This window comes from Streptomyces sp. NPDC001970 (assembly GCF_053594115.1).
Window position 1 is genome coordinate 1 of record NZ_JBSFDW010000062.1, and the last position, 24,329, is coordinate 24,329.

21 protein-coding genes and 6 pseudogenes are annotated in these 24,329 nt (G+C 68.0%); 16 read left to right on the top strand and 11 right to left on the bottom strand.

Features of this window, described 5'->3' with window-relative positions; genetic code table 11:
* Together ACWCP0_RS39665 and ACWCP0_RS39670 are read left to right on the top strand one after the other, a co-directional pair.
* Positions 1–250 (top strand): hypothetical protein (locus ACWCP0_RS39665; RefSeq protein WP_451083586.1); only part of this gene is annotated, 250 nt, incomplete at its 5' end.
* A 158-nt stretch (positions 251–408) separates the two neighbouring features.
* Positions 409–759 (top strand): transposase, encoded by a 351-nt coding sequence (locus ACWCP0_RS39670; protein ID WP_451083587.1) that lies wholly within the window; start codon positions 409–411, stop codon positions 757–759.
* Positions 760–915: 156 nt separating this feature from the next.
* Here the strand turns inward: ACWCP0_RS39670 and ACWCP0_RS39675 are convergent, their stop codons facing one another.
* Both ACWCP0_RS39675 and ACWCP0_RS39680 read right to left on the bottom strand, forming a co-directional pair.
* Entirely contained in the window at positions 916–1,575 is a 660-nt protein-coding gene (locus ACWCP0_RS39675) for a response regulator transcription factor (protein WP_451083588.1), read from the bottom strand.
* Between the two features lie 158 nt (positions 1,576–1,733).
* The gene (locus ACWCP0_RS39680; RefSeq protein WP_451083604.1) at positions 1,734–2,081 is read right to left on the bottom strand and encodes an MmyB family transcriptional regulator; all 348 of its coding nucleotides are present in this window, start codon (positions 2,079–2,081) and stop codon (positions 1,734–1,736) included.
* Between the two features lie 455 nt (positions 2,082–2,536).
* Here ACWCP0_RS39680 and ACWCP0_RS39685 point away from each other — a divergent pair.
* The 3 genes and pseudogenes from ACWCP0_RS39685 to ACWCP0_RS39695 form a co-directional block, all read left to right on the top strand.
* Positions 2,537–2,756: pseudogene (locus ACWCP0_RS39685) on the top strand (esterase); the annotation flags it as partial.
* A 495-nt stretch (positions 2,757–3,251) separates the two neighbouring features.
* The gene (locus ACWCP0_RS39690) at positions 3,252–3,902 is read left to right on the top strand and encodes a sigma-70 family RNA polymerase sigma factor (protein ID WP_451083589.1); all 651 of its coding nucleotides are present in this window, start codon (positions 3,252–3,254) and stop codon (positions 3,900–3,902) included.
* A gap of 119 nt (positions 3,903–4,021) precedes the next feature.
* On the top strand, positions 4,022–4,693 hold the full coding sequence (locus tag ACWCP0_RS39695) for an enoyl-CoA hydratase-related protein (protein WP_451083590.1): 672 nt from the start codon (positions 4,022–4,024) through the stop codon (positions 4,691–4,693).
* Positions 4,694–5,330: 637 nt separating this feature from the next.
* Here ACWCP0_RS39695 and ACWCP0_RS39700 read toward each other — a convergent pair.
* Both ACWCP0_RS39700 and ACWCP0_RS39705 read right to left on the bottom strand, forming a co-directional pair.
* Positions 5,331–6,797: a CHASE3 domain-containing protein gene (locus tag ACWCP0_RS39700; protein ID WP_451083591.1), complete on the bottom strand. Its 1,467-nt coding sequence runs from the start codon at positions 6,795–6,797 to the stop codon at positions 5,331–5,333.
* A 518-nt stretch (positions 6,798–7,315) separates the two neighbouring features.
* Positions 7,316–9,859 carry a SpoIIE family protein phosphatase gene (locus ACWCP0_RS39705; protein WP_451083592.1) on the bottom strand — a complete coding sequence of 848 codons (2,544 nt, stop codon included), beginning with the start codon at positions 9,857–9,859 and terminating at the stop codon, positions 7,316–7,318.
* A 206-nt stretch (positions 9,860–10,065) separates the two neighbouring features.
* Between ACWCP0_RS39705 and ACWCP0_RS39710 the strand changes: the two are divergent.
* Positions 10,066–10,233 (top strand): annotated as a pseudogene (locus ACWCP0_RS39710) (HNH endonuclease); the annotation flags it as partial.
* A 116-nt stretch (positions 10,234–10,349) separates the two neighbouring features.
* Positions 10,350–10,460: pseudogene (locus ACWCP0_RS39715) on the top strand (IS5/IS1182 family transposase); the annotation flags it as partial.
* Positions 10,461–10,672: 212 nt separating this feature from the next.
* Here ACWCP0_RS39715 and ACWCP0_RS39720 read toward each other — a convergent pair.
* From ACWCP0_RS39720 to ACWCP0_RS39740, 5 genes are all read right to left on the bottom strand, one after another.
* The gene (locus ACWCP0_RS39720; protein ID WP_451083593.1) at positions 10,673–10,987 is read right to left on the bottom strand and encodes a LysR substrate-binding domain-containing protein; all 315 of its coding nucleotides are present in this window, start codon (positions 10,985–10,987) and stop codon (positions 10,673–10,675) included.
* A gap of 97 nt (positions 10,988–11,084) precedes the next feature.
* Positions 11,085–11,441: a LytR/AlgR family response regulator transcription factor gene (locus tag ACWCP0_RS39725; protein WP_451083594.1), complete on the bottom strand. Its 357-nt coding sequence runs from the start codon at positions 11,439–11,441 to the stop codon at positions 11,085–11,087.
* A gap of 489 nt (positions 11,442–11,930) precedes the next feature.
* Positions 11,931–12,308: a hypothetical protein gene (locus ACWCP0_RS39730; protein ID WP_451083595.1), complete on the bottom strand. Its 378-nt coding sequence runs from the start codon at positions 12,306–12,308 to the stop codon at positions 11,931–11,933.
* Between the two features lie 36 nt (positions 12,309–12,344).
* A complete protein-coding gene (locus ACWCP0_RS39735) occupies positions 12,345–12,623 on the bottom strand; it encodes a hypothetical protein (protein WP_451083596.1) in 279 nt (92 codons plus the stop codon).
* Between the two features lie 141 nt (positions 12,624–12,764).
* Positions 12,765–13,442 (bottom strand): GAP family protein, encoded by a 678-nt coding sequence (locus ACWCP0_RS39740; RefSeq protein ID WP_451083597.1) that lies wholly within the window; start codon positions 13,440–13,442, stop codon positions 12,765–12,767.
* Positions 13,443–13,789: 347 nt separating this feature from the next.
* Here ACWCP0_RS39740 and ACWCP0_RS39745 point away from each other — a divergent pair, with 347 nt between their 5' ends.
* The 3 genes and pseudogenes from ACWCP0_RS39745 to ACWCP0_RS39755 form a co-directional block, all read left to right on the top strand.
* Complete coding sequence (locus ACWCP0_RS39745; protein ID WP_451083598.1) at positions 13,790–14,017, top strand: ferredoxin; 228 nt, start codon at positions 13,790–13,792, stop codon at positions 14,015–14,017.
* A pseudogene (locus tag ACWCP0_RS39750) lies at positions 14,014–14,834 on the top strand (NAD(P)/FAD-dependent oxidoreductase); the annotation flags it as partial. The gene ACWCP0_RS39745 and the pseudogene ACWCP0_RS39750, both read left to right, overlap by 4 nt.
* Positions 14,835–14,950: 116 nt before the next feature.
* Positions 14,951–15,415, top strand: a pseudogene (locus ACWCP0_RS39755) (transposase); the annotation flags it as partial.
* A 219-nt stretch (positions 15,416–15,634) separates the two neighbouring features.
* Here the strand turns inward: ACWCP0_RS39755 and ACWCP0_RS39760 are convergent.
* A complete protein-coding gene (locus tag ACWCP0_RS39760) occupies positions 15,635–16,438 on the bottom strand; it encodes an endonuclease I family protein (RefSeq protein WP_451083599.1) in 804 nt (267 codons plus the stop codon).
* Between the two features lie 305 nt (positions 16,439–16,743).
* Here ACWCP0_RS39760 and ACWCP0_RS39765 point away from each other — a divergent pair.
* Positions 16,744–18,046, top strand: a pseudogene (locus tag ACWCP0_RS39765) (IS701 family transposase).
* Between the two features lie 21 nt (positions 18,047–18,067).
* Here the strand turns inward: ACWCP0_RS39765 and ACWCP0_RS39770 are convergent.
* A protein-coding gene (locus ACWCP0_RS39770) for an IS5 family transposase (RefSeq protein ID WP_451083600.1) occupies positions 18,068–18,942 on the bottom strand; the annotation gives its coding sequence in 2 pieces (ribosomal slippage) (positions 18,068–18,550 and positions 18,553–18,942; 873 coding nt in all).
* 541 nt (positions 18,943–19,483) lie between these two features.
* Here ACWCP0_RS39770 and ACWCP0_RS39775 point away from each other — a divergent pair.
* From ACWCP0_RS39775 to tgmC, 5 genes are all read left to right on the top strand, one after another.
* Complete coding sequence (locus ACWCP0_RS39775; protein WP_451083605.1) at positions 19,484–20,257, top strand: helix-turn-helix domain-containing protein; 774 nt, start codon at positions 19,484–19,486, stop codon at positions 20,255–20,257.
* 45 nt (positions 20,258–20,302) lie between these two features.
* The gene (locus tag ACWCP0_RS39780) at positions 20,303–21,460 is read left to right on the top strand and encodes a M20 family metallopeptidase (protein ID WP_451083606.1); all 1,158 of its coding nucleotides are present in this window, start codon (positions 20,303–20,305) and stop codon (positions 21,458–21,460) included.
* A 282-nt stretch (positions 21,461–21,742) separates the two neighbouring features.
* Entirely contained in the window at positions 21,743–22,009 is a 267-nt protein-coding gene (locus ACWCP0_RS39785) for a putative ATP-grasp-modified RiPP (RefSeq protein WP_451083601.1), read from the top strand.
* A 3-nt stretch (positions 22,010–22,012) separates the two neighbouring features.
* Entirely contained in the window at positions 22,013–23,047 is a 1,035-nt protein-coding gene (locus ACWCP0_RS39790; protein ID WP_451083602.1) for an MvdC/MvdD family ATP grasp protein, read from the top strand.
* On the top strand, positions 22,990–24,195 hold the full coding sequence (tgmC, locus tag ACWCP0_RS39795; RefSeq protein ID WP_451083603.1) for an ATP-grasp peptide maturase system methyltransferase: 1,206 nt from the start codon (positions 22,990–22,992) through the stop codon (positions 24,193–24,195). Before ACWCP0_RS39790 ends, tgmC begins: the two co-directional genes overlap by 58 nt.
* The last annotated feature ends 134 nt before the right edge of the window (positions 24,196–24,329 follow it).

Consider the following 24,329-nt stretch of genomic DNA (forward strand, 5'->3'; position numbering starts at 1 on the left):
CGACCAACGCGCCGGGTCCCCACCATGCCCACCGCCCGATACCGCCTCGCTCGACCCCACGGCGTCACCTCGTCAACCCAAGCGAAACAGCGAGGTTAGAAGATGTTGTCTGCTGGAGGGCGAGCTGGCCGTCGCCGAACCGAAGAAGCTCCGCTACCGGCTGCTGCACGCTGCCGTCCGCATCACCCGCGGCGGCCGTCGCCTTCACCTGCGCACCTTGGCGCAACCTCGCCCTGGCGATACGAGCTGACCAGCGCTTTCGCCCCCCGCCACAGCCCTGTCACGGCCGGCCACCACCTCTGAGAGCGGGTCCGGAGTGATTTTGTCCGTGTCTGAGGGTGCTGCGAAGCGCGCACGTTTTCATGATCGGGTACCGCGCGGGGGTGGGTGCTGCGGTTTGATCGTCTTGTGACCGATCGTCGTCGTTATCCCTCGGACCTGACAGATGAACAGTGGGCTCTGGTGGGTCCGTTGCTCCCTGCACGACCGGTGAGTATCGCGCCGGCCAAGCGCGAGCTGCGGGAGATCGTGCGCGCGGTCCTGTACGTGGCCAGGACCGGGATTCCATGGCGGTATCTGCCGCACGACCTGCCGCCGCACACCACCGTCTACGACTACTTCGCCCGATGGGAGGCAGACGGCACCGCCGAGCGGATCCACGACACACTCCGCGACGAGGTCCGCCGGAAGAAGGGCCGTCGGATCCTGCCGAGTGCAGTGGTCATCGACTCCCATCACCGACCGGTGGATCCGGGCTAAACCACGGCACCGTCCCTGCCCACCCACGGCCCCAGGAACCTCCAAGAACCCGGCCCGCGCGTCGGGCCTCAGCCATGCCCACCCGGCCACGATCAATCAGGACCACCGCTTCACAGCGATCAGACCAGGTCAGCCACCCGCAGCGAAACAAGGAGACTAGCTCTTGAGATACTCCAGGACCGCGAGCACTCGTCGGTGCTGCGAGGACTCCGCCTGCTGCAGACCCAGCTTGAGGAAAATGCCGGTGACGTGCCGCTCGATCGCAGGAACGGTCACGACCAGCTTCGCCGCAATGCCGGCATTGGAGTGCCCCTCTGCCATGAGGGCAAGAACCTCACTTTCCTTGGGCGTGAGCAGATCGAGCGGGCCGGCCGCGCGCTTACGGCCTACGAGGCTGGCAATCACGTCCGAGTCGAGAGCCGAACCACCACTCGCCACGCGTTCCACCGCGTCACTGAGGATCTCGGGCTTCGCGACCTTCTCCTTCAGCAAGTACCCCACACCGCCCGGGTTGTCCCCGACCAGGTCGAGGGCGTAGCTCGCTTCGAGGTACTGCGACAGCACGATGACGCCCATCCCAGGATGGGCGGCTCGAATCTGCAAGGCAGCCCGCAGCCCGTCGTCCGCCAGACCCGGGGGCATCTGGATGTCTGTGATCACCACGTCGGGCCGGTGTTCCGCAGCGGCCTGCACCAAGTCGACAGCGTTGTCGACCGCGGAGACGACATTGATTCCGGCACGGGTGAGAATCATCGTGACACCCTCCCGGACGATCGGTTGGTCGTCACCGAGGACGGCGCGGATCGCAGCTTTCATGACCCATCCTTTGACAGGTTCCACGATGAAAGGTCACCAGCTACTGACCCGGCGCGTCGTTGACGGCGACATTCTGGTAGACCAGCTCGGGGTGGTGGAAACACCTGCATGTGTATGCCTTGGGACACACGCCTTCACGGACTCAACGATGAGACGCGTCAGGCCTGGGTCGTCGGGGTTGAGGTCAGCGTACGCGCGCAAAGCGCGACACTGCTCTCCGTGATCTCGTCCCAGTCTACGTAGAACTTCCGTGACGCGGGGTCGAAAAGACCTACCGCGCCGCATTGATTCGCAGGGAACAATGCATTGCCCAGCTGGATTGCCACCAAGACATCAAGGCGCGGTCCCAGGACCGGGGCCGGGACGTTCCAGCTGGCGATCAGGCGCAGTACATCGGGGGATGATCGCGGCCCGAGCAGCTCTGGCTGCGGGCTCGCGGCCCGCGCCCGACCGGTCGGCCGGCCGGCCGGTGCAGGTTTTCTGCAACGTAGGCATCGATCCGGAATACCCGTATGAGTGCGTTGAGTACCTGGTCGGAGGGCCGTTTATCCGGCTCAAGGCGGGCGTGACACCCCTCGCTGATCCAGGCCGGCGCGGCGACCTCTTCGCGAAGGGCCCTGCCGTCCGTCGAGGCTCACCGTCCGGCAGACCGAGCTGTGCCGGTGTCGTCGCTGCCCCTGCGAGCGCGTATGAACTCGCCGAGCGAGTTAAGGCTGTGCATGTGAATTACGTGTCACGTGCACCCACGGCGGGCGGCAAGCCGTGGGGTATTCCCCACAGTCCTCGGGGGGAAGGCCTGCAGTGAAATGTGGAGGTCGCTCGACAGCTTGTTCGGCGCCGACCGGAACATGATGGGGATCGCCCCGGAACCGGTACGGAATCTTCCCCACCCGACGATCCGGATTCGCGTCGCAGATAAGACCAAGGACGCCTCTTCCGGCCCTCTCCCAAGGAGTGCTCCGTGTTCCAGCAGTACACCCCGAAGTCGCCAGTCCTCGAGCCCCCGGCCGCAGACTTCGCGAAGGCCACGGGCCAAGCCGCCGTACCTGTTCGACCTCGGGTCGGCCGCGGGCCGCAAGGCCGTGGACGAGGTCCAGTCGGGCGACATTGCCAGGCCCGCGGTGGACGAGGAGTGGGTCACCGTCGATGGCGGCCCAAGGCTCGGTCGTGTCTGTGCCCGCTCAACGCTGAGCGCCACCGCGGCCTCGTTCACTTAGAGCTTCTGAATCAACGCGGTGCGGAGGCGTTGCCAGCAGGTGATCGCGCAGGCGAGCTCGAGGAAGGCTTCGCGGAGCGCCTCACCAGGTCATGTCGGCTTTGCTGTCGCCGCACGGGCCGGAAAGTCTCCGGGAGCCTTCCACTCCGCCGCCCGACAAGATCTTGATCTTTCAATTCCGGAGAACGCCATGCCCACATCCACACTGATGACCGAGGACCTCCCACACCCGCCGGCACTCGCCGATACCGGGAACGGCCGACACCGTGGACGAGCAGCGTCCGAACGCCTGCGGGACCTCAAGCGTGCCGGTGAAGGACGGCATCGCCGACTCAACGCTCTGCATTCCCCAAGGAGAGACGTGAGCCGAAGCGCCTCCCGCACCGGGCGACCCGCCCTCGAAGGGCATGCGAGCGGGAAACCCGGTGAGAGCAGCGCCCAAGCGTCACGAGAACCCTTCATGGATCGACGCGCCCGCACCCCCGATGACACCCACGCGGAGTTGCTCGCCCCGCTGTGCCCCGGCATGGCGAACGGCCCTGACATCACTGCACCGGATGCCGCCGACCTTGTCGCGCGGTTCGAACGCGAAGCCCTGCCGTTTCTTGGCCGGTTGTACGCAGCCGCCACATGCATGACCCGCGACCGCGCCGCCGCAGAGGACCTGGTTGAGCAGACGTATCTGCGGGCTTTCGACGCGTTCGGGTCGTTCACCACGGGGACGAGCCTGAAGGTCTGGCTGCTCCACATCCTGGCCGACACCGCGCACGGCGCCAACGGCGAGCGGCAGAACCTGCCGCGCCCGGGCCCATCGACGGGACAGCCTCGCCACCGGCTGCCGGGTAAGAAGCACTTGACACCCTCTGTTCCTCCGACGGCCGCAGCACAGGCCCTCGACCTCCTGCCCGACCACGAGGTGAAGGCCGCGCTCAACCAACTCCCGCGGGAGAACGCGATCGTTGTTCACCTGGCTTACGTGGAGGACCTTCTTCCCGAGGAGATCGCGGAGATCCTGGACATCCCCCCGGGCACCGCGATATCCCGGTTGCACCACGGACGACAACGCCTGCTCCGGCTGCTCATCTACGCTGCACGCCGTCCGTCGGTGTGACCGCCACGGTCACACCGACGGGGGCGACTCGATCACTCCGTTCCCCACCCCAAGCACACACGCTTGAAACACCAACGTCCGACCCGGACATGAGATCGGCACAACCCCCAGGAGCACACATGCCAACCCTTGATCGCCAGGACAACGTCTTCGTACTTAACCTCGGAGACGATGAGAACCGCTTCCACCCCGACTGGATCGCATCCGTCAACACCGCCCTGAACGAAGTGGAGAAGGCAGAAGGGCCCCGTGCCCTGGTGACGACCGCGACGGGCAAGTTCTACTCCAACGGCCTGGACCTGGAATGGCTGAGCGCCCACGCCAACCAGCAGGAAAGCTACCGCAGCTCCGTCCACGAACTCTTCGCCCGCATGCTGTCCCTGCCGGTGATCACCGTGGCCGCCCTGCAGGGGCACACCTTCGCCGCCGGCGCGATGTTCTCCCTCGCGCACGACTTCCGTGTCATGCGCGCCGACCGCGGCTTCTGGTGCCTGCCCGAAGCGGACATCAACATCCCCTTCACGCCAGGCATGGCCGCCCTGATCCAGTCCCGGCTGGCGCCGCAGACCGCGCACGAGGCCATGGTCACCGCCCGTCGCTACGGTGGGTCGGACGCCGCGGCCGCCGGGATCGTCGACCTGGCGGTGGACGAGAACGCTGTGCGTTCCACGGCCGTAGAGATCGCCGAGGCACAGCTCGGCAAGGCCGGCGACACCCTCGGCACCATCAAGTCACGTATGTACGCTTCGGTCCTGGCCACCCTGCGCGATACAGCCCACCCGCTCGGCTGACACCGCCATCAAGCACGTTCGTCAATAACCACCCGCATCGGCTACTTCCACGCCGGCACCGGATCATGCCTTCGAACTGCCGCACCCGCTCGGGGTACGGGCCGAACCTGCCGATCGTCAGGTAGGGCTCAATGAACTCCCGTTCCCCCTCCGCCAGTTCCACCCGCGTCACGCAAGACGATCGACCGGATCAGGTCCCGCCGGGTTGGCGCATGTGCGCAGATTGATCACAACCGAATACGCGACCCGCGAAGTCGGTCCACAATGTGGGCGGGGCACGGTCGCCCGGCGGTCGTGGCGCTCCCCGGAATCGATCCACTGACGACCGGCTTCTTTAACCATCGGCCACCCCATGGCGACCGAGTCATCGCCCAGAACACGACCCAGGTCGACTCCGAGGACCCCCATGTCGTCCACTCGTGTGCCGCACTTCCCTGGCGGCGCCTGGCCGAGCGGCACGAATTCGGGGTCTCGCACAGCCGCACGAGGTCATGTTGACCAAGCTCCGCATGCTCGGTGCCCTGGAGGACAGCAGAGCCCAAAGGGCACCCCAAGACCGGACGAACGGGCAGCAAGCATCACCCGCGGTCGTCCACGCCCGTGACGTTCGCCCGGGGACGCCGGGTGAACGGCCCGCTTACGGGCGCTGGGCACTGGGCGCTTCAGGCTGTATCGGGATCTGTACCAGGATCGAGGTGCCGCCCCCCGGGGGCGACTCGATGGTCAACGTACCGCCGAAGGCGGCCAAGCGGTCCGCCAGCCCGGTCAGACCACTGCCGGCCGTGGTCTCGTCCACGCCGCCGATACCGTCGTCAACGACTCGGATCCGCAGGACCTCCCCGAGTTCGAGGGAGATGTCGATCCGGGACGCCTGGGCGTGCTTGACCGCGTTCGTCACGGCCTCGGCCACGATGAAATACGCGTTCGATTCAACAGCAGAGGGAATCCTCTGGTCACACTTGCTGTCGACGACGGCGGGTATCGGGCACCGGTCCGCCAGGTCCTTCACCGCCGCCGCCAGTCCCTTCAACGTCAGCACAGACGGGTAGATCCCCGATGCGAGTTCCCTCAGCTCGTCGATCGCCGTCTGCGCGTCGGCGATGGACTGGTCCAGCAGCTCGGTCGCGGACGATTCCGCATCGGAGATCACCTCTCGCGCGAGCCGGAGCCCGATCATCAGGCTGATCAGCCGTTGCTGCGCCCCGTCGTGCAGGTCCCGAGCCGTGCGCCGGTGTACCGCATCGACACTCTCCATGATGCGTGTGCGGCTGTCCTGCAACGAGGCCGCCATGGTGTTGAAGGACGTACCCAGCGTGCCGATCTCCGCCACGTTGCTGGGGGTGATCCGCACCCCGAGGTGACCGTCTGCGAACTGTCCCGCCGCGGCCGCCGCTGCGCGCACCGGCCGCACGACGGCGCGGTGCTGGAGCACCGTGAAAGCGGCCACAAGCGCAGTCGATGCCGCCAGCCCCACGCCTGCCGCAATCACCGCCCGACGCCCGTTGGCTCTCGCGGTGTTTTCGCGTGCCGCGAGCCTGGCGCGCTCCTGCGCCGTGTACTGGTCGAACTGGGCCCGCAAAGCATCGACGCGCCGCTCACCCTCGGCCGTCGCCGCCAGACTGGATGCGGCGGGATCACCCCGCCGGGCCGCCTCGACCAGCGGAACCGAGTAGTCGGTTATCAAAGAGTCGATGCCCTGCGTGATCTGTCCGGCACTGCGGCGCTGTTCGGGGGAGGTAGCGGTCTCGGTGAACCGCCGGGCCTCCGCAGGAAACTCCTTGCGCGCCGTCTGCCACGGCTGGAGGAACTCCTCGCGCTTGGTGATCAGAAAACCGCGCTGCCCCGTCTCGAGGTCGCTGACCAGCTGCTGCAGGCTGCCGGCCTCGACGATGGCCGTCCGAGAAGCGCGTCTGGCCGATGTGGCGCTGTTCGCGTCAGCGATCGCCCACAGCAGGACGGCGAACGCGGCGCCTATCAACAAGGCAAGCAGGACGCTCGCCGCAATCGTGAGGCTTGTCAGCCCCAGTCGTGAACCCGCATACCCAGGCCGTGCCCTCATGATCCGCCTATCGAAGGAAAGGATCGAGACGCCCTTGATGAACAATTTATCCGTGTTCAGATAGAAATGTTCGACCTAGGAAGGTATCGGTCAGTTGTACTGGACCTCTCCTGAAGTGGTGGTTCGCTGGTCACGGCCGGGCACAACTGTATGAAACGCCCCCTGAACACGTTCTCCTTCCCTACAGCGGCTTGGTGCTCTGTTGAACGCCGGAGCGGATTGGCGGGCCAGGGCGGAACTGGAGCCCACACGCCCCGCCGAAGGCACGTGCGCCGACCCGTCCGGAGGGCACGGCGCATAGCTGCCGGACGTGGAGCGAGTCCGCGGGAGTGGCCATCGCCAAGGGGTCGGCCGTACCCGGCGTCGGCGTCGACGGGCTGCGCCCCAGGGAGTAGGCGGTCGCAACTGTCCCGATTCCGGCATGCACGTTCCTGGACTGTTCCTGTCACCCGCCCCGGAAACGGTTCAGGGCCAGGTGGGAGGATCGCTCCTCCGCCTGGCCCTGAATTGTTTCCGGGGGCGATCAGTCCGATTCGACCCGCCGACGGCCTCCGTGGCGTTGGTCATTCGTGGGGCGTCGTCATGCTGTAGGGCAGCGCCTGCTCGCACCAGATGGTTTTGCCGGTCTTGGTCTGCCGGCTACCCCAGCTCTGGGTGAGGGCTGCGACGAGGAGCAGTCCCCGCCCGCCTTCGTCGAAGGTCCGGGCATGGCGGAGGTGCGGTGTGGTGCTGCTGGCGTCAGAGACCTCGCAGATCAGTGTGCGATCGCGGATGAGGCGGAGCTGGATGGGCGGTTCGCCGTAGCGGATGGCATTGGTGACCAGTTCGCTGACCACCAGTTCGGTGATGAAGGTTGCTTCCTCCTCCAGTCCCCATTCGACGAGCTGTCCGACGACCAGCTTGCGGGCGTGCTCGACCTGGACGGCGTCGGCGGCAATCTGCCAGGTGGCGACTTGCTCCGGTGACAGGGCGTGGGTGCGGGCCAGCAGTAGGGCAACGTCATCGGCCCGGTGGCCTCTGAGCAGGGATCCGATCACGTTGTCGCAGGTCTCCTCCAGGGTGGCTGCGGGTTGCGCCAGCGTGTGGCACAGCTGGGTCAGACCGCTGTCGAAGTCCCTGTCCCGCGCTTCGACGAGGCCGTTGGTGTACAGGGCGAGCACAGTGCCGGCGTCCAGTTCCAGGTCGGTGGCTTCGAAGGGCAGGCCGCCGATGCCCAGGGGCGGTCCGATGTCACCGGAGACGACCCGCACGGTGCCGTCCGGTGCCAATACGGCGGGCAGCAGGTGGCCTGCGGTGGCAAGGGAGCACTGGCGGGAGACCGGGTCGTAGACCGCGTACAGGCACGTCGCGCCGAGGTCGGCCGTCGAGACCTTGTCCTCGTCCTGGGCACTGTCGCCGACGTGGAGGACGATGTCGTCGAGGTAGGTGATCACTTCCTCCGGTGGCAGGTCTACTTCGGCCAGGGTGCGCACGGCGCTGCGCAGGCGTCCCATTGCGGCGGAGGCGTGGATGCCGTGACCGACGACGTCGCCGACGACGAGGGCGACTCGACTGCCCGACAGTGGGATCACGTCGTACCAATCGCCGCCCACCCCGGTCTGCGGCCCGGCGGGCAGGTAGCGGGAGGCTACCTCCACTGCCGTCTGGCCGGGCAGATGCTGTGGCAGCAGGTTGCGCTGCAGCGTCAGCGCGGTGGACCGCTCCCGGGTGTAGCGGCGCGCGTTGTCGATCGCGACCGCCGCCTTGGCGGCCAGCTCCTCGGCGAGGTCCACATCGTCCTGCCCGAACGGCTCGGGTCGGCAGCGCCAGAAGCCGACCGTGCCCACGGCCACCCCTCTGGCCATGAGCGGCGTCCTGATCAGCGAATGAATGCCGTAGTCGAGGATGCGTGCAGCTCGCTCCGGATCCCGCGAGCCCCAGCCGGGGGTGGTGCGCAGGTCGACGTCGATTGCCGCCCGCCCGGTCTTCAGCCCGCGCACCTCCGTCGTGGAAAGGCCCAACGCCATAAGATCCCCCACGTTGCGCAGCGGGGCGTCCTGCCGGATACCGGCCAGCGCCACCCGGCGCAGCTGCGCACTCCCCCTGGCCGAAACCTCTTCGCCGCGCAGGACCGGCGCCAGCAGGTCGACGGTGGTGAAGTCGGCGAAGCGAGGAACGGTCACCTGCGCCAGCTCCCGGGCCGTCTGCTCCACATCCAACGTGGTGCCCACCGACACACTCGCCTCGTACAGCAGCTCCAGGCGTTTGCGCGACTCCTCGATGCGTGTGCGGCTGTCCTGCAACGAGGCCGCCATGGTGTTGAAGGATGCACCCAGCGTGCCGATCTCCGCCACGTTGCTGGGGGTGATCCGCACCCCGAGGTCACCGTCCGCGAGCCGTCCCGCCGCGGCCGCCGCTGCGCGCACCGGCCGCACGACGGCACGGTGCTGGAGCACCGTGAAAGCGGCCACAAGCGCAGTCGATGCCGCCAGCCCCACACCTGCCGCAATCACCGCCCGCTGCATGTTGGCTTCTGCGGTGTCTTCGCGCGCCGCGAGCCTGGCGCGCTCCTGCGCCGTGTACTGGTCGAACTGGGCCCGCAAAGCATCGACGCGCCGCTCACCCTCGGCCGTCGCCGCCAGACTGGATGCGGCGGGATCACCCCGCCGGGCCGCCTCGACCAGCGGAACCGAGTAGTCGGTTATCAAAGAGTCGATGCCCTGCGTGATCTGTCCGGCACTGCGGCGCTGTTCGGGCGAGGTAGCGGTCTCGGTGAACCGTCGCGCCTCCGCAGGAAACTCCTTGCGCGCCGTCTGCCACGGCTGGAGGAACTCCTCGCGCTTGGTGATCAGAAAACCGCGCTGCCCCGTCTCAAGGCCGAGGACCAGTTGTTCCAGGCTGCCGGCCTCGACGATGGCCGTCCGAGAAGCGCGTCTGGCCGATGTGGCGCTGTTCGCGTCAGCGATCGCCCACAGCAGGACGGCGAACGCGGCGCCTATCAACAAGGCAAGCAGGACGCTCGCCGCAATCGTGAGGCTTGTCAGCCCCAGTCGTGAACCCGCATACCCAGGCCGTGCCCTCATGATCCGCCTATCGAAGGAAAGGATCGAGACGCCCTTGATGAACAATTTATCCTTTTTCGGGTAGGGGGACTCGCGGAAGGGAGCCGCCCTTGCGCTCGTCGCGGCGACATCCAGCTCGTCCTAGCCGGTCAAGCCGGCGCTCTGCAGGAACACGGTGAGATCGTGGCGGCTGTAGGCGGTGCCGAGAGTCCGGTCGTTGATGCTCATTTTGCGGCCCCCGGTCTTGGACGTCTGCGGGGACACCCGGTGATGTCCAGGTGCATCACGTACGAGCTCTCGCCGACCTGACCCGCGCCGGATGGCCGCCGTACGACTGGGCGCGCGTCATGCTTGACCGGCGCCGCAAGACCCTCGTGGCGTGCGGCGCCTGCCATGGCCGCATCCACGAAGCGAAAGCGGCCGGGTCACAGACGCTGTAGTCACTGGAGAGCCGGATGTCAGGGAAACCGTCAAATCCGGTTCTGCGGGAGGCCGCGCGGAAAGGGACCTGTGCCACGGCAGGCACCTCGCCGCGCGGCCGACCCAACCTCCTGGCCTGCATGGCTTCCGCCGCTTACGCATCCGCGGGGAGCGACGCGACGGCATCCATGAGGCCTTCCTCGGCCTCGCCACCTGCCTGATCACCCACCGCCACGTTCAACGGCTTGGTTGGGGCCTCTTAGCCTTCGACACAGCGCGCGGCCAGACGGCCACCCAGCTCTGCCGCAGTCGACCGCAGCCAGCTTGTCGGCCCGATACCGACTGGCAGTGCCGCTCGGTCAGCCCGCCGCCCTGCTCAACGAACGTCTCCCGGGCACGCACCGGCCACCCGTAGCGGCCATGGCCGTGGGTGGTGAGCCTGGCGCGGCACAGACCGGCTCAGGTGAGGAACTCGCGCACCATCGCGATCATGGCACGTGGGGCGGCACCGGGCGTGCGCCCGGACGGAGGGCCAGAGACAGCGGCCGGTCCAGGCGTGGCAACAGTGCCACCCAGGCCGTTCCGTACGAAGGCCACGCCGGTGGCGACGCTGGTGATCTCGATGGCGACGCAACGGTCCACAGAGGCGGCGGCGAAGGCCCGATCCACGACAGTCCGGTTGACGCAGCCCACGAGGGAGTCGACGGGGTCCAGACCGGCCAGTTCGGCGATCGGCACGGCACGGCGCTTCGCCAACGGATGGTCGGCCGGCACAGCGAGAACGCACCGAGGTGGTGAGGTCGGTCAGCGGGATGCCTGCCGGGCACGGACCGGGCGGGAGACCGACGAGTGGTCGCGGCCCTGGAATATCTCAAGGGCTAAGCAGCCTGGCCAGGTCAGTGTCGTAGAGCAGGTCCTTCGTCACGAAGGCCTCCACCCCTGCAGCAGCCAGTTCCTCTCCCGACCATGGCGACCTATCGGTCGATGTCAGGACCACCCGCGGAGGATGCGGGCCTTCCCGCAGAACTCTCGCAACGGACATGCCGTCCTGGTCGGGAAGGTGAACGTCGAGCAGAACCCCGTCCGGCTCGTGCGCGCGCACAGCGGCTATAGCAGAGGCGCCATCGGCACACTCGGCCACGACGCGCAGGCCGCGCACCCTCAGGAGCGCGTAGACCACCTGCCGGAAGCCGGGATCATCGTCGACAACCAGAACGTTTACCGCCACGTACCCCAGATTGAGGCAGCAGGGAGTACAGGGCCATGGGGCCAACCCCACGTTTCCGCTCGACCGGAGGGAACTGGCGGGTGGACGGTGCGGTGGAGGGAACGGCACACCACCCGGTCCAAGTAAGCCCCGCACCACCTTGTGCTTGGTCAGCCGCACCAGTCCAGCGGAGGACCCCAGCCTCTGCCCTGGTCTAGCAAGCAAGGCGCGTGGTCTCCAGCTACGGCCGACGGTGCAACAGGGACGTTACGCGCCCTGAGCCGGCGCAAGCTTTAGGCCATGACCCGGCAGCTGGGCCCCGCGTGGCCCGCCGCCCCAGGATCGGCGGGCCGGCACCTCGGAGGGCGCCGACGCGGGGTGAGAGGAACCTACGCTTCAACAAGCCAAAACGGAAGACCCTTTTCCTCTTGACCCCCCACGTGCAGACGCATCCTGAACCGTTCACCCGCACAGCGTCTCAGCGGAACTGATCAGCCCAGCTCAACGCCGTTAGATCGACCGCCGAACGAGGCAGAACGGACATTCGTTCACGCCGCAGGGGTCGGACGGTTGCCGATCACCTCCCTGGCCGTCCGGAGCGGGCCGGGCAGCAGCGAACTCCGTGTCGGCGGTGGGTGAGCCGGTGGCGGCGAGCAGGACGGCTCCGGCCGCGAGGAAGAGCCAGGCCCACGGGGTGCCCGCGATGGCGGCCGTGCCCGCGCCTGCGGCGACCAGTGCGCCGCCGCAGCACAGGCCGATCAGGGACAGTCCGGCGCCGAGCAGTGCGGTCAGGGTGCCCAGCGCGGTGAGGGTGGCCGCGAGCATTCGGCTCGCGATCCGGCGGGCCAGGACGGGCGGCCGGTCGGGGAGGGTGGGTGCGGTGCTCATCACGTGCTTCCTGAGGGCGGTCCTGCGCGGGCGGGGTCAGCAGCAGTGGCTGCCGGATTCCCCAGGCCGGGGTATGTCGTCGTGCTGGGCTTCGGCCGTGGGCTGCCTGGTGGTCCGGGAGCGCGGGCGGTGGCCCAGTGTCAGGGCGGTCACGGCGACAGCAGCAATCACTGTGAGGGCGGCGAGGAGTGTGGTGTGGGCCTGGACCCAGGTGGAGACGGCGGCGGAGAAGCGGGCCAGGCCGCCCGCACTGCTGGCGGTACCGGTGCCACCTGTAGCGGCCGGGTACCAGTACCAGGTCAGGTAGGCACCCATCAGCACCAGGACGGCGGCGGTGATGCGGGGGGCCGTACCGGGCGAGCGCCGTGATGCGGAAGCCCGCCTCCCGTCCGGGACCGGACCGTACACCCGTGACACTGCCGACCCCGACACTTTCGCCGGCCGACGCCGACACGGTCAGGAACTCAGAACGTCGATGCCGTCCCCCAGCAGCTTCAGCCCGAACACGAAGAACAGAACCGCCATGACGGCAATGTTGTGCCGTACCGCCCATTCCTTCCAGTTGCCCAGCATGTTCTTCGCCCGCTCACCCATGACCAGGAAGACCCCCAGTGGAGTCAGCAGCCCGAGGGAAGCGACGAGGACGAAGATTGCCAGCGCGGCGATCTGCTCTCCCACGGGCAGTCCCGACGAGCTGATGGACGCTGCTGCGGCAATGGTCAGCGGGGCGTTCTTCAGGTTCCCGGCCGAAAGCAAGAGGGCAAGAAGGAAGCTCTTCACCGGCGTGAAGCGGTCGATCGCGGCCATCCATTGCGGCAGCTGTGCCTGCGTGGCATCGGCAGGGCGATGACACCACAGCCTCACCGCGAAAAGAACCAGTGCCACGCCCAACGCGAGCTTGAGAGCCCCCACCCAGTCGGCCGGCTGCCCGTGGGCGCCGGCACTCCCCTTGCCGCCGATGACCAGCATCACCGCGCCCAACGCCGACAGACCCACCACCCAGCCGGTGGCGAACACCAATCCGTTCACGCGTCCACGAGGCGTTGCCAGCACGATGATGATGGCGACGATCGGAAGCGGACTGACGGCGACACCGGCCGCCAACCCCAGAACATCACCCAGCACTTCACCCATGCGTAAAGAATCAACCACAGCGCGCGGTCCTTGCCGTATGGGCACGCGGCGCGCGAGTGAATGGCGCTCACGGATGCCCGGATTCCCCCAGTGCGGGTGATGTGCGTGCGGGATAAGCCCTTTGACAACAACAAGTCAGGTTCTCTGGGCGGTTTTACAGAGCCGATCGCCTTATCCGCGATGCTCAGTTCTTTCTGTTGAGACCCGACGAGCGCGGAGTACCCCCCTCGCACTTTCCAGGGGTGGGCAACGGCCGAATCCCTTCTCTCGAAGCCTGTCTCGCGCTTTGCGTGCCGGAGTGGCACCGGCTTCAGGGTCCGCAGCTTGCAGTCCCTGTGGAGGTCGGGATGAGAATTGTCGTGGACCTGCCCCGATGCGAGGGGTATGCGCAGTGCGCGTTCCTGGCTCCGGACGCATTCCGGATGCACGGCGAGGAAGCACTGATGTACGACCCGAACCCCGACGACGCCCGGCGCGACCAGGTGCTGCGCGCCGCGGCGGCCTGCCCGGTCCAAGCGATTCTGGTCGACCAGCTGGAGAGACGGGACGTACTGGCGGAGGCGTCGAAGTCATGACCAGCGCCGACAACCTGCGTGCGTTCAAACGCGATGGCCGCATCGTGGTCGTCGGGGCGTCACTGGCGGGACTGCGGGCCGCGAGGCACTGCGCGACGAGGGTTTCACCGGATCGTTGACCATGATCGGTGACGAGTTGGGCGAGCCCTACGACCGGCCTCCCCTGTCCAAGCAGGTACTGACCGGGTGGGTGCCCGCCGACGGCACCAAGCTGCCGCGGCGTCGTGACATCGATGCGGAGTGGCTGCTGGGCGTGCCCGCCAGCGGGCTCGACCTGGCGACCGACCACGTGCGGCTCGCCGACGGACGCGAGGTTCCCTTCGACCGCGTGCTGATCGCCACCGGGGTGCCGGCCCGGCCTTGGTTCGTCGAGAGCGAGGCGGCCCTGGACGGAGTGTTCGTCGTACGTACGCGCGAGCACGCCGAGGGCCTGCAGCGAGCCCTTGCCGCCGGGCCCTCCCGCGTACTGGTCATCGGAGCGGGATTCACCGGCTCCGAGATCGCCTCCATCTGCCGAGAGCGGGACATCCCCGTGACCGTCGCCGAGCTCGCGCCGGCTCCGCTGGTCGGGGCGCTCGGTGCCATGATCGGTGAGATCGCGGCGGACAGGCAGCGCGCTCATGGCGTCGACCTGCGCTGCGGTGTCAAGGTCACCCGGCTGGAGGGCGACGCGCAGGGGCACTTCCGCCGTGCTCACTTCGACAACGGCACCACGATCGACGCCGACGTGGCGGTGGTGGCACTCGGGGGCATCCGCAACACCGAGTGGCTGCGGGACTCGGGCCTGGCGGCGGGTGTCTGGGGAATCGCCTGCGACACGGAGCCACAGGGTGACCAAGCCACCGCCCTGCGGCCCCTCGGCATGCCCTCAACCAGCCCCGAATCCATCACGGCCCAGCAAGATCCACGGGCCAGGAGGTTGACAGGGGAGTCTGTGTGGTTCACCTGTTGCGGAATTCGTTCCGTTACGCCGCCCGTCAGGACTGGGACAAGGTCGCCAAGGCCCTCAAGCCCGTCTACACCGCACCGGGCGAGCACGCGGCGACGGAGCGGTTCCTGGAGTTCCAGGAGGCGCGGGGCCAGAAGTATCCGGCGATCGTGAAGCTGTGGTCGGACGCCTGGGCCGAGTTCGTGCCCTTTCTCTCCTTCGACGTCGAGATACGCAAGGTCATCTGCAGCACGAACGCGATCGAGAGCGTCAACGCCCGCATCCGCAAGGCCGTGCGCGCCCGCGGACATTTCCCGAACGAGGCCGCCGCGTTGAAGTGCGTCTACATGGCGCTGATGAGCCTGGACCCGACCGGGAAGGGCCGCAAGAGGTGGACCATGCGCTGGAAGGCACCGCTGAACGCGTTCCAGATCGCCTTCGAGGGCCGCCTGACCCCGAGCAACAACTGACCACTCAACAACCAAGATCAGCCGTTAAATTGACACACCCGGCCTTCTCCTGCCAGTAGGCGAGATTGTCCCGGGTGGTGAGGGTGTGGGGGTGGTCAGGGCCGAGCACTCCCAGCTGGTCGGTCAGCAGTTCCGCGAGTGCGACGGCAGCCTCAGTAGCAGACCGCGGGGCTGAGCTCCCCGCCTGTGTTGGGGAGCTCGGCGCACGTCACGGTCGGTCTACCAGATCGCCTCGACCCACTCCGGGTGGTCGATGAACGGGTTGCGGTTGCCCTGGTAGGTGTCGTAGATGACGTTGTTGCGGCGTTCCTCGAAGGCGCTCGGCGGGTCCTGCTCGCTCCACTGCTTCAGGATCGAGAGGCGGCCGTGGTAGGGGACGCTGCCGTTGGAGGTCGAGTCGTTGGGCTCCAAGTCGGCCCAGGCGTCGTCGCCCTCGTAGCGGACGGCCATGTAGAGGATCATGCGGGCCACGTCGCCCTTGTCCGCGTCGCGCGGCTCGAAGGAGTTGCTGTCCGTGAAGCTGCCGGACGCGCCGTTGACCGGGCTGCCGCCGTTGTCGAAGTCCTTGTTGCCGCGGATGCCGTTGACCTGTACGTCCGCGGGGCGCAGGTGGTGCAGGTCGGTGCCGGGGCCGGCCGAGGTGCCGAAGTTGCCATGGGACTGGGCCCACACGTGCTCGCGGTTCCAGTCGCCCACGTCGCCGCCATTGAGAGTCTTGCTGCGCGAGGTGCCGCTGTACAGCAGGATCACGTTGCTGCTGTTGTTCGGGTCCTGGTCGGTGACCTTCAGTGCGTTCCAGACCGCGTCGTACGAGATCTTGCTCTGGCTCCTGATGATCGTGTGCAGCGAGGACTTCAGGCTCGTGCCAGTCTTGCCGATCGCGTTCTTGTAATACGTGCTGTCGTACGCGGTGGTCGTGGCGCTCGCGGGAGTCGCGGCGACCGTGGGAAGGGTGAAGCCGACGAGGACGGCGGATACGGTTGCCGCCAACACCTTCCATCTGCCTATCTGCGCAGCGGACATGAGGGAGTCCTTTCCTGGGGACGGCACGCGCCGGAACGCGGCATCCTGCTCAACGGCGCCGCGTTCTACGCGTGTTGACGATATGTAACCGGGAGCGTGGCATGGGGGAGGGGGCGGCCGTGTAACCGGGAGAAGGCTTTTCTGTGATGTTCTCGCATACGACGCAACCCCTGACCGTTCCCAGGTAAGGGGTTGCATCGCGCGAGGGTTTCCCCCAACTGGCGGAGGGTTTGCCCTAATACTGCAACCGCATGTGGGGTGCCGATCAATGTCGGCCGTCGTTGATGTGACTGTGTGCTGATGAGCTGACGGTCGAGCAGGTGGAGTCGTGGTCCGAGGCGATCGACGGGCTGCATGCTCGGTTCGCCCACCGTCTTGGCAGGTCCGAGCCGCGTGAGCGGGCGCTGGACTACCTTCGGGGGCTGGTGGCGCCCCTGGAGAAGAAGAACGGCTGGACGCTGGCCGAGCAGGTCGGCCAGCTCCGCCCGGACGGTGTCCAGCGCCTGCTCAACCTGTCCGACTGGGACGAGCATGCGGTCCGTGACGACGTCCGTGACTTCGTCGTGGAGACCATCGGCAGCCCGGACGGGGTCCTGATCGGCGACGACACCGGCTTTCTGAAGAAGGGCACCAAGTCCGCCGGTGTCCAGCGCCAGTATTCGGGCACCGCGGGCCGCACGGAGAAATTGCCAGATCGGGACCTTCCTGGCCTACGCCTCGGCCCGGGGACGGGCACTGATCGATCGTGAGCTCTACCGCCCCTCGTCCTGGACCGACGACCGGGAACGCTGCCGGGCCGCCGGCATCGACGACGAGATCTGCTTCGCGACCAAGAACGAGCACTTCCGGCGAATGCTGCAACGCGCCATCGACGCCGCGGTGCCGTTCGCGTCGGTGACCGCGGACGAGGCATACGGACAGGTCAAGCACACACGGTCCTGGCTGGAGGAACGCCGGGTGGCGTATGTCCTGGCGACCAAGGTCAACGACACCGTGGTCACGACCGGCTGGGCCGAGTCCCGGGTCGACAAGCTGATCGCCGCGCTGCCCCGGCAACGCTGGAAGCGTCTGTCGGGCGGGCAGGGCGCGCACGGCGAACGGATCCACGACTGGGCGCGCGTGGCGATCCGCCCCTGCTGGGAGAACGGCTTCGGCCACTGGGTGCTGGCCCGCCGCAGCGTGGCCGACCCCACCGAGATCGCCTACTACGTCTGCTACGGGCCAGCCGCCTCCCGACTGAAAGACCTGGTCCAAGTCGCCGCGTCGAGGTGGGCGGTGGAGGAGTGCTTCCAGACCGCCAAGCGCGAGTGCGGCCTGGACCACTACCAGGTCCGGCTCTACCGGGCCTGGTACCGGCACATCACCCTGTCGATGGCCGCACTCGCCTACCTGACCGCAGTCCGCGCCGCAGACGACGAACAAGACCTCATACCCTTCAGCGTCCCGGAGATCCGCCGGTTGATCGGGTGCATCGTCACCACGCCCCGCCACCACACCAACGAACACCATCTGCACCGGTCACACTTCCGCAGACGCAGCCAGGCCCGAGCCCGCCGCTCCCACTACAAACGCCGAGGCCACACACCCCAGATGCGGTTGCAGTACTAGGGTGCGTTTTGAAAGTGCTGGTCACAGCCACTCGTTGATGGCTGCGACCAGCACGGTCGCTTCGTAGCGGACGGCGAGCTTGTCGTATCTCGTGGCGACCGCGCGGTGGCGTTTGAGGCGATTGATTCCGCACTCCACCGCGTGGCGCTGCTTGTAGTCGTCCTTGTCGAACTTCGGCGGCCGGCCGCCGAAGGAGCCGTGCTTCTTGCGGTTGGCGATCTGGTCGCGCTTCTCCGGGATCGTGCAGTGGATACCGCGCTTGCGCAGGTAGGCGCGGTTCGCGCGGGAGCTGTACGCCTTGTCGGCACGAACCCTGTCCGGCCGGGTGCGCGGGCGGCCAGGCCCGATCCTGGGTACCCGGATACGGCCCAGGACCACCTGGAACTGCGGGGAGTCGCCGCGATGTCCGGCCGTGATGACCAGTGACATCGGTCTCTGGGCCTGCTCGACCGCCAGGTGGAGCTTGGTGGTCAGCCCGCCCCGGGAACGTCCGAGCCCGTGGTCGTCGGGCTCGGTGAAGACACCCCCGGGCGGTTCGATCTGCAGATCCCCTTTTTGCGGGCACCAGCCGCATGCTGGTGGGCGCGGGCGATGGTCGAGTCCACCGAAACGTCCCAGGTGATCAGTCCTTCGGCGTCGGCCCGGGCCTGCAACTGCTCGAAGATCCGGTGCCAGGTGCCGTCCCGCTGCCAACGCCGGAACAGGCCGTACACCGTCTCCCACGGGCCGTACCGTTCGGGTACGTCCCGCCAGGGAGCACCGGCGCGGGTACGCCATCGTATGCCGTCTATCAACTGCCGCTTGGTATGCACCGGTGGCCGTCCAGGCTTCTTGCCGACCGGGAGCAAAGGCTCCAGCTTCGCCCACTGCACATTCGTCAGATCATGTCGCCCCACGAAGTGGATCTTGACACATCAAGATCCACTTCTGAAACGCACCCTAGGCGGCGGGGCAGGGGGATCGCCGACACGCCACCGAAGTGGGTCGGCAGAACAACAGGGGCGTGCCCGTCAACCTCACGTGCCTCAGGTGAGCTCGTTGACCCACGCCTGTGCGGCTGTGAGGTCAGGTGCCGTTCCGTGGGGGTGTAGGTGAAGCCGTCCCATTCCTCCAGGACCCGTGGCTCGGCCGGGCGGAGATGGCTTCCGTCGCCATGGAGGGGCCGGTGGCGTCGGTAGATGTCCATCGGCGGGCGTCGGCGTCTTTCGTACGGCTCGAGCAGGTCGTCTTCGTCGACGCGAGGGACTGCGCGGGACGGTTGATTCGGCGGTCCGGGGCGGCGGTGCTTACCCATGCGGTCGATGGTCTCAGGCCACGATTGGAGTCGCAGGGGTACCGGCGAGATCGCGAGCCCGCGCCGTGCGGTCTGCTAAGCGAACAGTCGCCGGGCAGGGGAGACTTGGGGCACGCATGTGCCGGTGGATGAGAGGGGTGTTGGTGGCCGCGGGCAGTGGTGGGGATTCGGCGCTCAAGCGGGCCAGGCTGGTGCGGAACCTGACGCTGGAGGAGGCCGCCGAGGCCTTGAACGTGATCACTGGGGGAGCGGCGGACGCGAGCCTGATGAGCGCGTGGGAGTCCGGGCGACGCCGTACGGGCAAGCGGAACCGGGCTGGGCTGTGCCAGCTGTACCGGGAGCGGCCGGAGGTGTTGTTCGCGCACCAGGACGGGGCGGCCACGAGTTTGCTGGAGACCTCTGGCACCGCGGTGGTGGTCAAGGTGCTCACTCGCTGGACGGACCTTGTCGAGGCGATGGCTGACGTGGTGGCGGACGCGCGCGAGCAGCTGGTTGTCACGGGCAGCCGGAGCCGGGAGAAGGCGTATCTGGCGGCGATTGAGACGGCCGTGGCCCAGCGGCCGGACCTGGTCCACTACCGGGTGCTGTACGGCCCGCCGCGGCACCAGGCACTCGTCGACCACCTGGAGCGTCTACTGGAGCTGCGTGACCCGTCCGCTCGCTTCAACGGCGTCAAGACTCTCCACATCGGCATCGTGGAGCCCGATATGGCGTTGGAACGCTTCTTCGTCGCCTCCGAGACCGCCGCGGTGGTGCCGCTGCCGTCGTTCCACGGGGCGAATGGGTTCGACTGTGGGGTCTTACTCAGCCGTGAGGCGGCGGTGGGCCTGGTCCACCATGGCCGGGAGGCGTGCGCGTCGGCGCGGCCGGTGGAGACGATCGCAGCCGTCCGCATGCTGCCAGCACGACACAACTAGGGGAGAAGCGTGAGCGAGAACCTTCACCTGGCCGCCGAGGCCCGCATGGTGTCTGTGACGGAGCTCGCGAGTGAGCTGATCCGCCGACCGAGCCGGGCCGGGATCGACGACTACGGGCCCGTCCTTACTGTCCTGGAGGACTGGCTTGCTGTCCGCTCCCTGCCCCACAGGCGTCTGCACGGCGGCTCCGGTGAACTGGTGGGCCTGCTGGTAGAGATTCCCGGGGGCCGGCCGGGCACATGGTGGGCGCTGGATGCCTGTGTGGACACCGCCCCCTACGGAGACGAGACCGCCTGGTCCTTCTCCCCGACTTCCGGCGACATCCGTGGGGACTGGTTGCTGGGCCGCGGGGCGGCCGACTCCAAGCTCGCCGCGGCGATGTTCTGCCACATCGCCGCCGACCTGATGCCCCGGTCCGAGACCCTGCACGGCGGGCTCGCCGTGCTGCTGGACGTCGACGAGCACACGGGTGGCTTCGGCGGTGCCCGCGCGTACCTCGCCGACCCGCAGGCGGCGCGGCCGGCCGGGGTGATGATCGGCTACCCGGGACTGGACGAGGTCGTCGTCGGCGGACGGGGTCTGTGGCGGTCTACCATCGCCGTGCACGCCCCCGCCGGGCACTCCGGGTCCAGCCGGATCGTGGTCGGCGCCATTTCCCGGGCCGCCCACCTTGTTCGCCTGCTTGATGCGGCCGAACTGCCCGGCGCGGACACGGCCTCAGGGTTCCCGCTGCCGCCGAAGCTGTCGGTGACCGCCCTCCACGGTGGCCAAGGCTTTTCGACCACCCCCGATCGGTGCGACCTGAACGTCGACGTCCGTACCACCCCGGCCTTCGACGCCCACGACGCCGAGACCCTTATCCGCAAGGCCGTCGCCGAGCTGGATGCGGAACTTCCCGCCCCGAAACCGACCGAGATCACCCCGGTCGCCACCTGGCCGCCCTTCCGACTGGCCGACGACGAACAGCCTGCCGCCGCACTCCTTACCGCCGCCGCCGAGGCGGGACTGGCGGTGCGGGCGAAGACGGCGGGGCCGTCGAACATCGGCAACCTGCTGGCCTCGGAAGGCATCCCGACCACGGCCGGCTTCGGCCTGCCCTACGAGGGGCTGCACGGCATCGACGAGCGCGCCCATCTCGCCGAGCTGCCCCAGGTCTACTCCGTCTACCAGCTGGCCGTCCTCCGCCTCCTACGAGCGGGCTGACGCGTCCCAAGCATGTCCCAACTTCCTCCCAGATCCGTTCCCAGCAAGTCCCCAACTCCGTCTCTGGGAACAGATCTTCGATCGCGATGACATGGAGGCAGCACACCTCCACATCCACCGGCGACACGGAAGACCGGTCATGGCCGACCAGGGATCGTGGCATCTGCGCCACGGCGCGCGACCGCTACGGTTCTGGTCGGGGCAGGGCCGTCGTCGATCGCCGATTCCGCTCAGGCGAGGGGCCCCGGGCTGACCGCCTGACTGCACGGGAAGGGACAACGCATGACGACGCTTGCACCCGAGGCTCCTTGGGCGATGCAGCTGGTCACCGACCGGCTGCTGGCCGGCCCGCCGTCCTACGCGAGGGTGACGCTCGACGGGGCCACGCAGACCGCCCGGTATTTCGACGCCGCCGGCCAGGTGGTGGAGATGGGCCAGCACGGTACGAACAGGACGACCGGCACAGCGTCCGTGTCCGGGGGTGGAGACGGGCAGAGCCCGCAGCCGCAGACCCAGGACGACAACACGACCGACTACGAGTCGGACTGACCGATGGCCTCAACCGTCCTGGTCGTCACGGCGCTGGAAGACGTCACTGCGGACTGGGTCATCGCGGCGTTGAACGAGCGTGAGGTGCCCGTCGTACGCGTCGACCCGGCCGATATCGGCCCTGACCTGACCTTCGCGGCCCGTATCGGCTCGGCCCATCCGGCCTGGGGCGGGCGGCTGCGTACGGCGACCCGGGAGGTGGAGCTGGGGGAGGTGGCGGCGGTCTACTACCGCCGCCCCACCCCCTACGCCGGCCGGTTCACGCACCTGCCCCAGCAGCAGCGGGACTTCGCCGCCGCAGAGGCTCGTCACGGGTTCGGCGGAATCCTGAACGATCTGCACGGTGCGCTGTACGTCAACCACCCCTCGGCAGTGACCCGCGCCGACTTCAAACCCGCCCAGCTGAAGCGGTTCGCCGAGCTCGGGCTTCAGATCCCGCCGACCCTGGTCACCAACGATGCGGATGCCGCGCGGAAGTTTGCCGCCGACCACAGCCGTGTTGTCTACAAGACATTCCGCGGCCTGCCACGCTCCGAGGACGGCCACACGGGAGCGATCTGGGCCCAGCGTGTGGACCCTGACACCTTCGACGACGCGGTCGAGGTGACCGCGCACCTCTTCCAGGCCGAGATCCCCAAGACTGGCGACGTACGGGTGACCGTGGCCGGCCGCCAAGTGTTCGCCCAGCAGATTGCCGCCCCGGGATGGCGCTCTGGACTGGCGCCGCGGCGACTGGGAGGCCCTGATCCACGCACCCATCGCCGTCCCTCCGCCGATCGAGGCCGCCCTGCAGAACTACCTGGCCTCGTTCGGACTGGTCTTCGGCTGTTTCGACTTCGCCCTGACCGGCGACGGAGACCGTCCGGAGGACTGGTGGGCGATCGAGTGCAATCCGAACGGACAGTGGGGATGGCTGCCCGATGCGCCAGCCATCACCACGGCGTTCGCCGACATCCTGAGCAGGAAGGAGGAGTCAGGCCATGGCGATGCCCGCCGACCCTGACACCGATGCCGCGCGGCTGCGCGAGGCCATGGTGAAGACCCTCGCCCAGGACGGCGTCCTCACCGATCCGGCCTGGCGGGCGGCAGCGGAGGCGGTGGCGCGGCACCGGTTCGTGCCCGGCTTCTACCTGCCCGCCGACGAGCGCGACGCCCATGGCCTGACGGTGTGGGAGCCGGTCACCGCCGCGCTCGACTACGGACGATGGCTGACCGCCGCGTACTCCGACACCACGCTGATCACCCAGTTCGACGGCGACGAACCGGACTGGAAACAATCGACCGTACGACACGGCGGCGCCCCGACCTCCTCCTCCACGCTGCCCTCGCTCGTCGTACGGATGTGGAGCGACTCGGACGTCCAAGAGGGCCACACCATACTGGAGATCGGCACCGGTACCGGGTACTCGACCGCGCTCGCCTGCGAACACCTCGGCTCCGCCGCCGTCACGAGCATCGAAGTGGACCCACACCGGCTGGAGGCGGCCGCGAGCGCGCTGTACGGCTGCGGCTACACGCCGACCCTGGCAGTTGCGGACGGGCTGTACGGATATTGGCCCGAGGCCCGGTACGACCGGATCGTGGCCGCCTGCTCCTTCCGCGCCGTCCCGCCCGCGCTGCTGGCTCAGGCGCGGCCGGGCGGGAAGATCCTGCTCACCCTGTCGGGCTGGTTGTACGGATACGCCCGCGTCCTGCTCACCGTGGCCGACAACGGAATCGCAGAGGGCCCGCTGCTGCCCGGCACCGTCTCCTTCATGCCTGCCCGGACACACGCGGCGCCGGCACTCGGCAACCCCGCCCACTGGGCCGCAGGCCTGCCGAACATGCCCCGTATCGCGCGACACAGCCCCGACCGGATCAGCGCCGCCACGGAAGAGGCATTCCACCTGCGCTTCCTCGCCCAGAGCGCAGTACCGGACGCGCAACTGACGACGGTCGGCGACATCGTGCACCTGGTCGACGTCGTCACCGGCTCCGCCGCCATGCTCACCCCGAACAACGGCGCCTGGGAGGTGCGCGAGGGGGGCCCGGTGCCGCTGTGGGAGCGGATCGAGCGCGTCCTGGATGCCTACGACGCGGCCGATCGACCGGGGCCGGAGGCGTTCACGCTGCACGTGTACGACAGCGGGCAGCACCTGACGCACCCGCGGATGCCCGCCATGCCTCTGCCCCGGCTATCAGGCTGAAGGGCTCCCTGGACAGGACCGGCAATCTGCTCGGGATGAGCTAGTGCTGCTCCGCGGAAGTTCGTGGAGGGTGTTGATCAGGCTGCCTTGAGCGGGGTGCCCTCGTAGGTCCAGCGGTAGGGCTTGGCCGTCTC

Bases quoted from the DNA above. Each gene is read 5' to 3' on its own strand.
- ACWCP0_RS39790 (WP_451083602.1), top strand. From the start codon at position 22,013: ATGGCCTCAACCGTCCTGGTCGTCACGGCGCTGGAAGACGTCACTGCG.
- ACWCP0_RS39740 (WP_451083597.1), bottom strand. From the start codon at position 13,442: ATGGGTGAAGTGCTGGGTGATGTTCTGGGGTTGGCGGCCGGTGTCGCC.
- tgmC (WP_451083603.1), top strand. From the start codon at position 22,990: ATGGCGATGCCCGCCGACCCTGACACCGATGCCGCGCGGCTGCGCGAG.
- ACWCP0_RS39780 (WP_451083606.1), top strand. From the start codon at position 20,303: ATGGTGTCTGTGACGGAGCTCGCGAGTGAGCTGATCCGCCGACCGAGC.
- ACWCP0_RS39735 (WP_451083596.1), bottom strand. From the start codon at position 12,623: ATGGGTGCCTACCTGACCTGGTACTGGTACCCGGCCGCTACAGGTGGC.
- ACWCP0_RS39760 (WP_451083599.1), bottom strand. From the start codon at position 16,438: ATGTCCGCTGCGCAGATAGGCAGATGGAAGGTGTTGGCGGCAACCGTA.
- ACWCP0_RS39690 (WP_451083589.1), top strand. From the start codon at position 3,252: ATGGATCGACGCGCCCGCACCCCCGATGACACCCACGCGGAGTTGCTC.
- ACWCP0_RS39695 (WP_451083590.1), top strand. From the start codon at position 4,022: ATGCCAACCCTTGATCGCCAGGACAACGTCTTCGTACTTAACCTCGGA.
- ACWCP0_RS39745 (WP_451083598.1), top strand. From the start codon at position 13,790: ATGAGAATTGTCGTGGACCTGCCCCGATGCGAGGGGTATGCGCAGTGC.
- ACWCP0_RS39730 (WP_451083595.1), bottom strand. From the start codon at position 12,308: ATGAGCACCGCACCCACCCTCCCCGACCGGCCGCCCGTCCTGGCCCGC.
- ACWCP0_RS39785 (WP_451083601.1), top strand. From the start codon at position 21,743: ATGACGACGCTTGCACCCGAGGCTCCTTGGGCGATGCAGCTGGTCACC.
- ACWCP0_RS39675 (WP_451083588.1), bottom strand. From the start codon at position 1,575: ATGAAAGCTGCGATCCGCGCCGTCCTCGGTGACGACCAACCGATCGTC.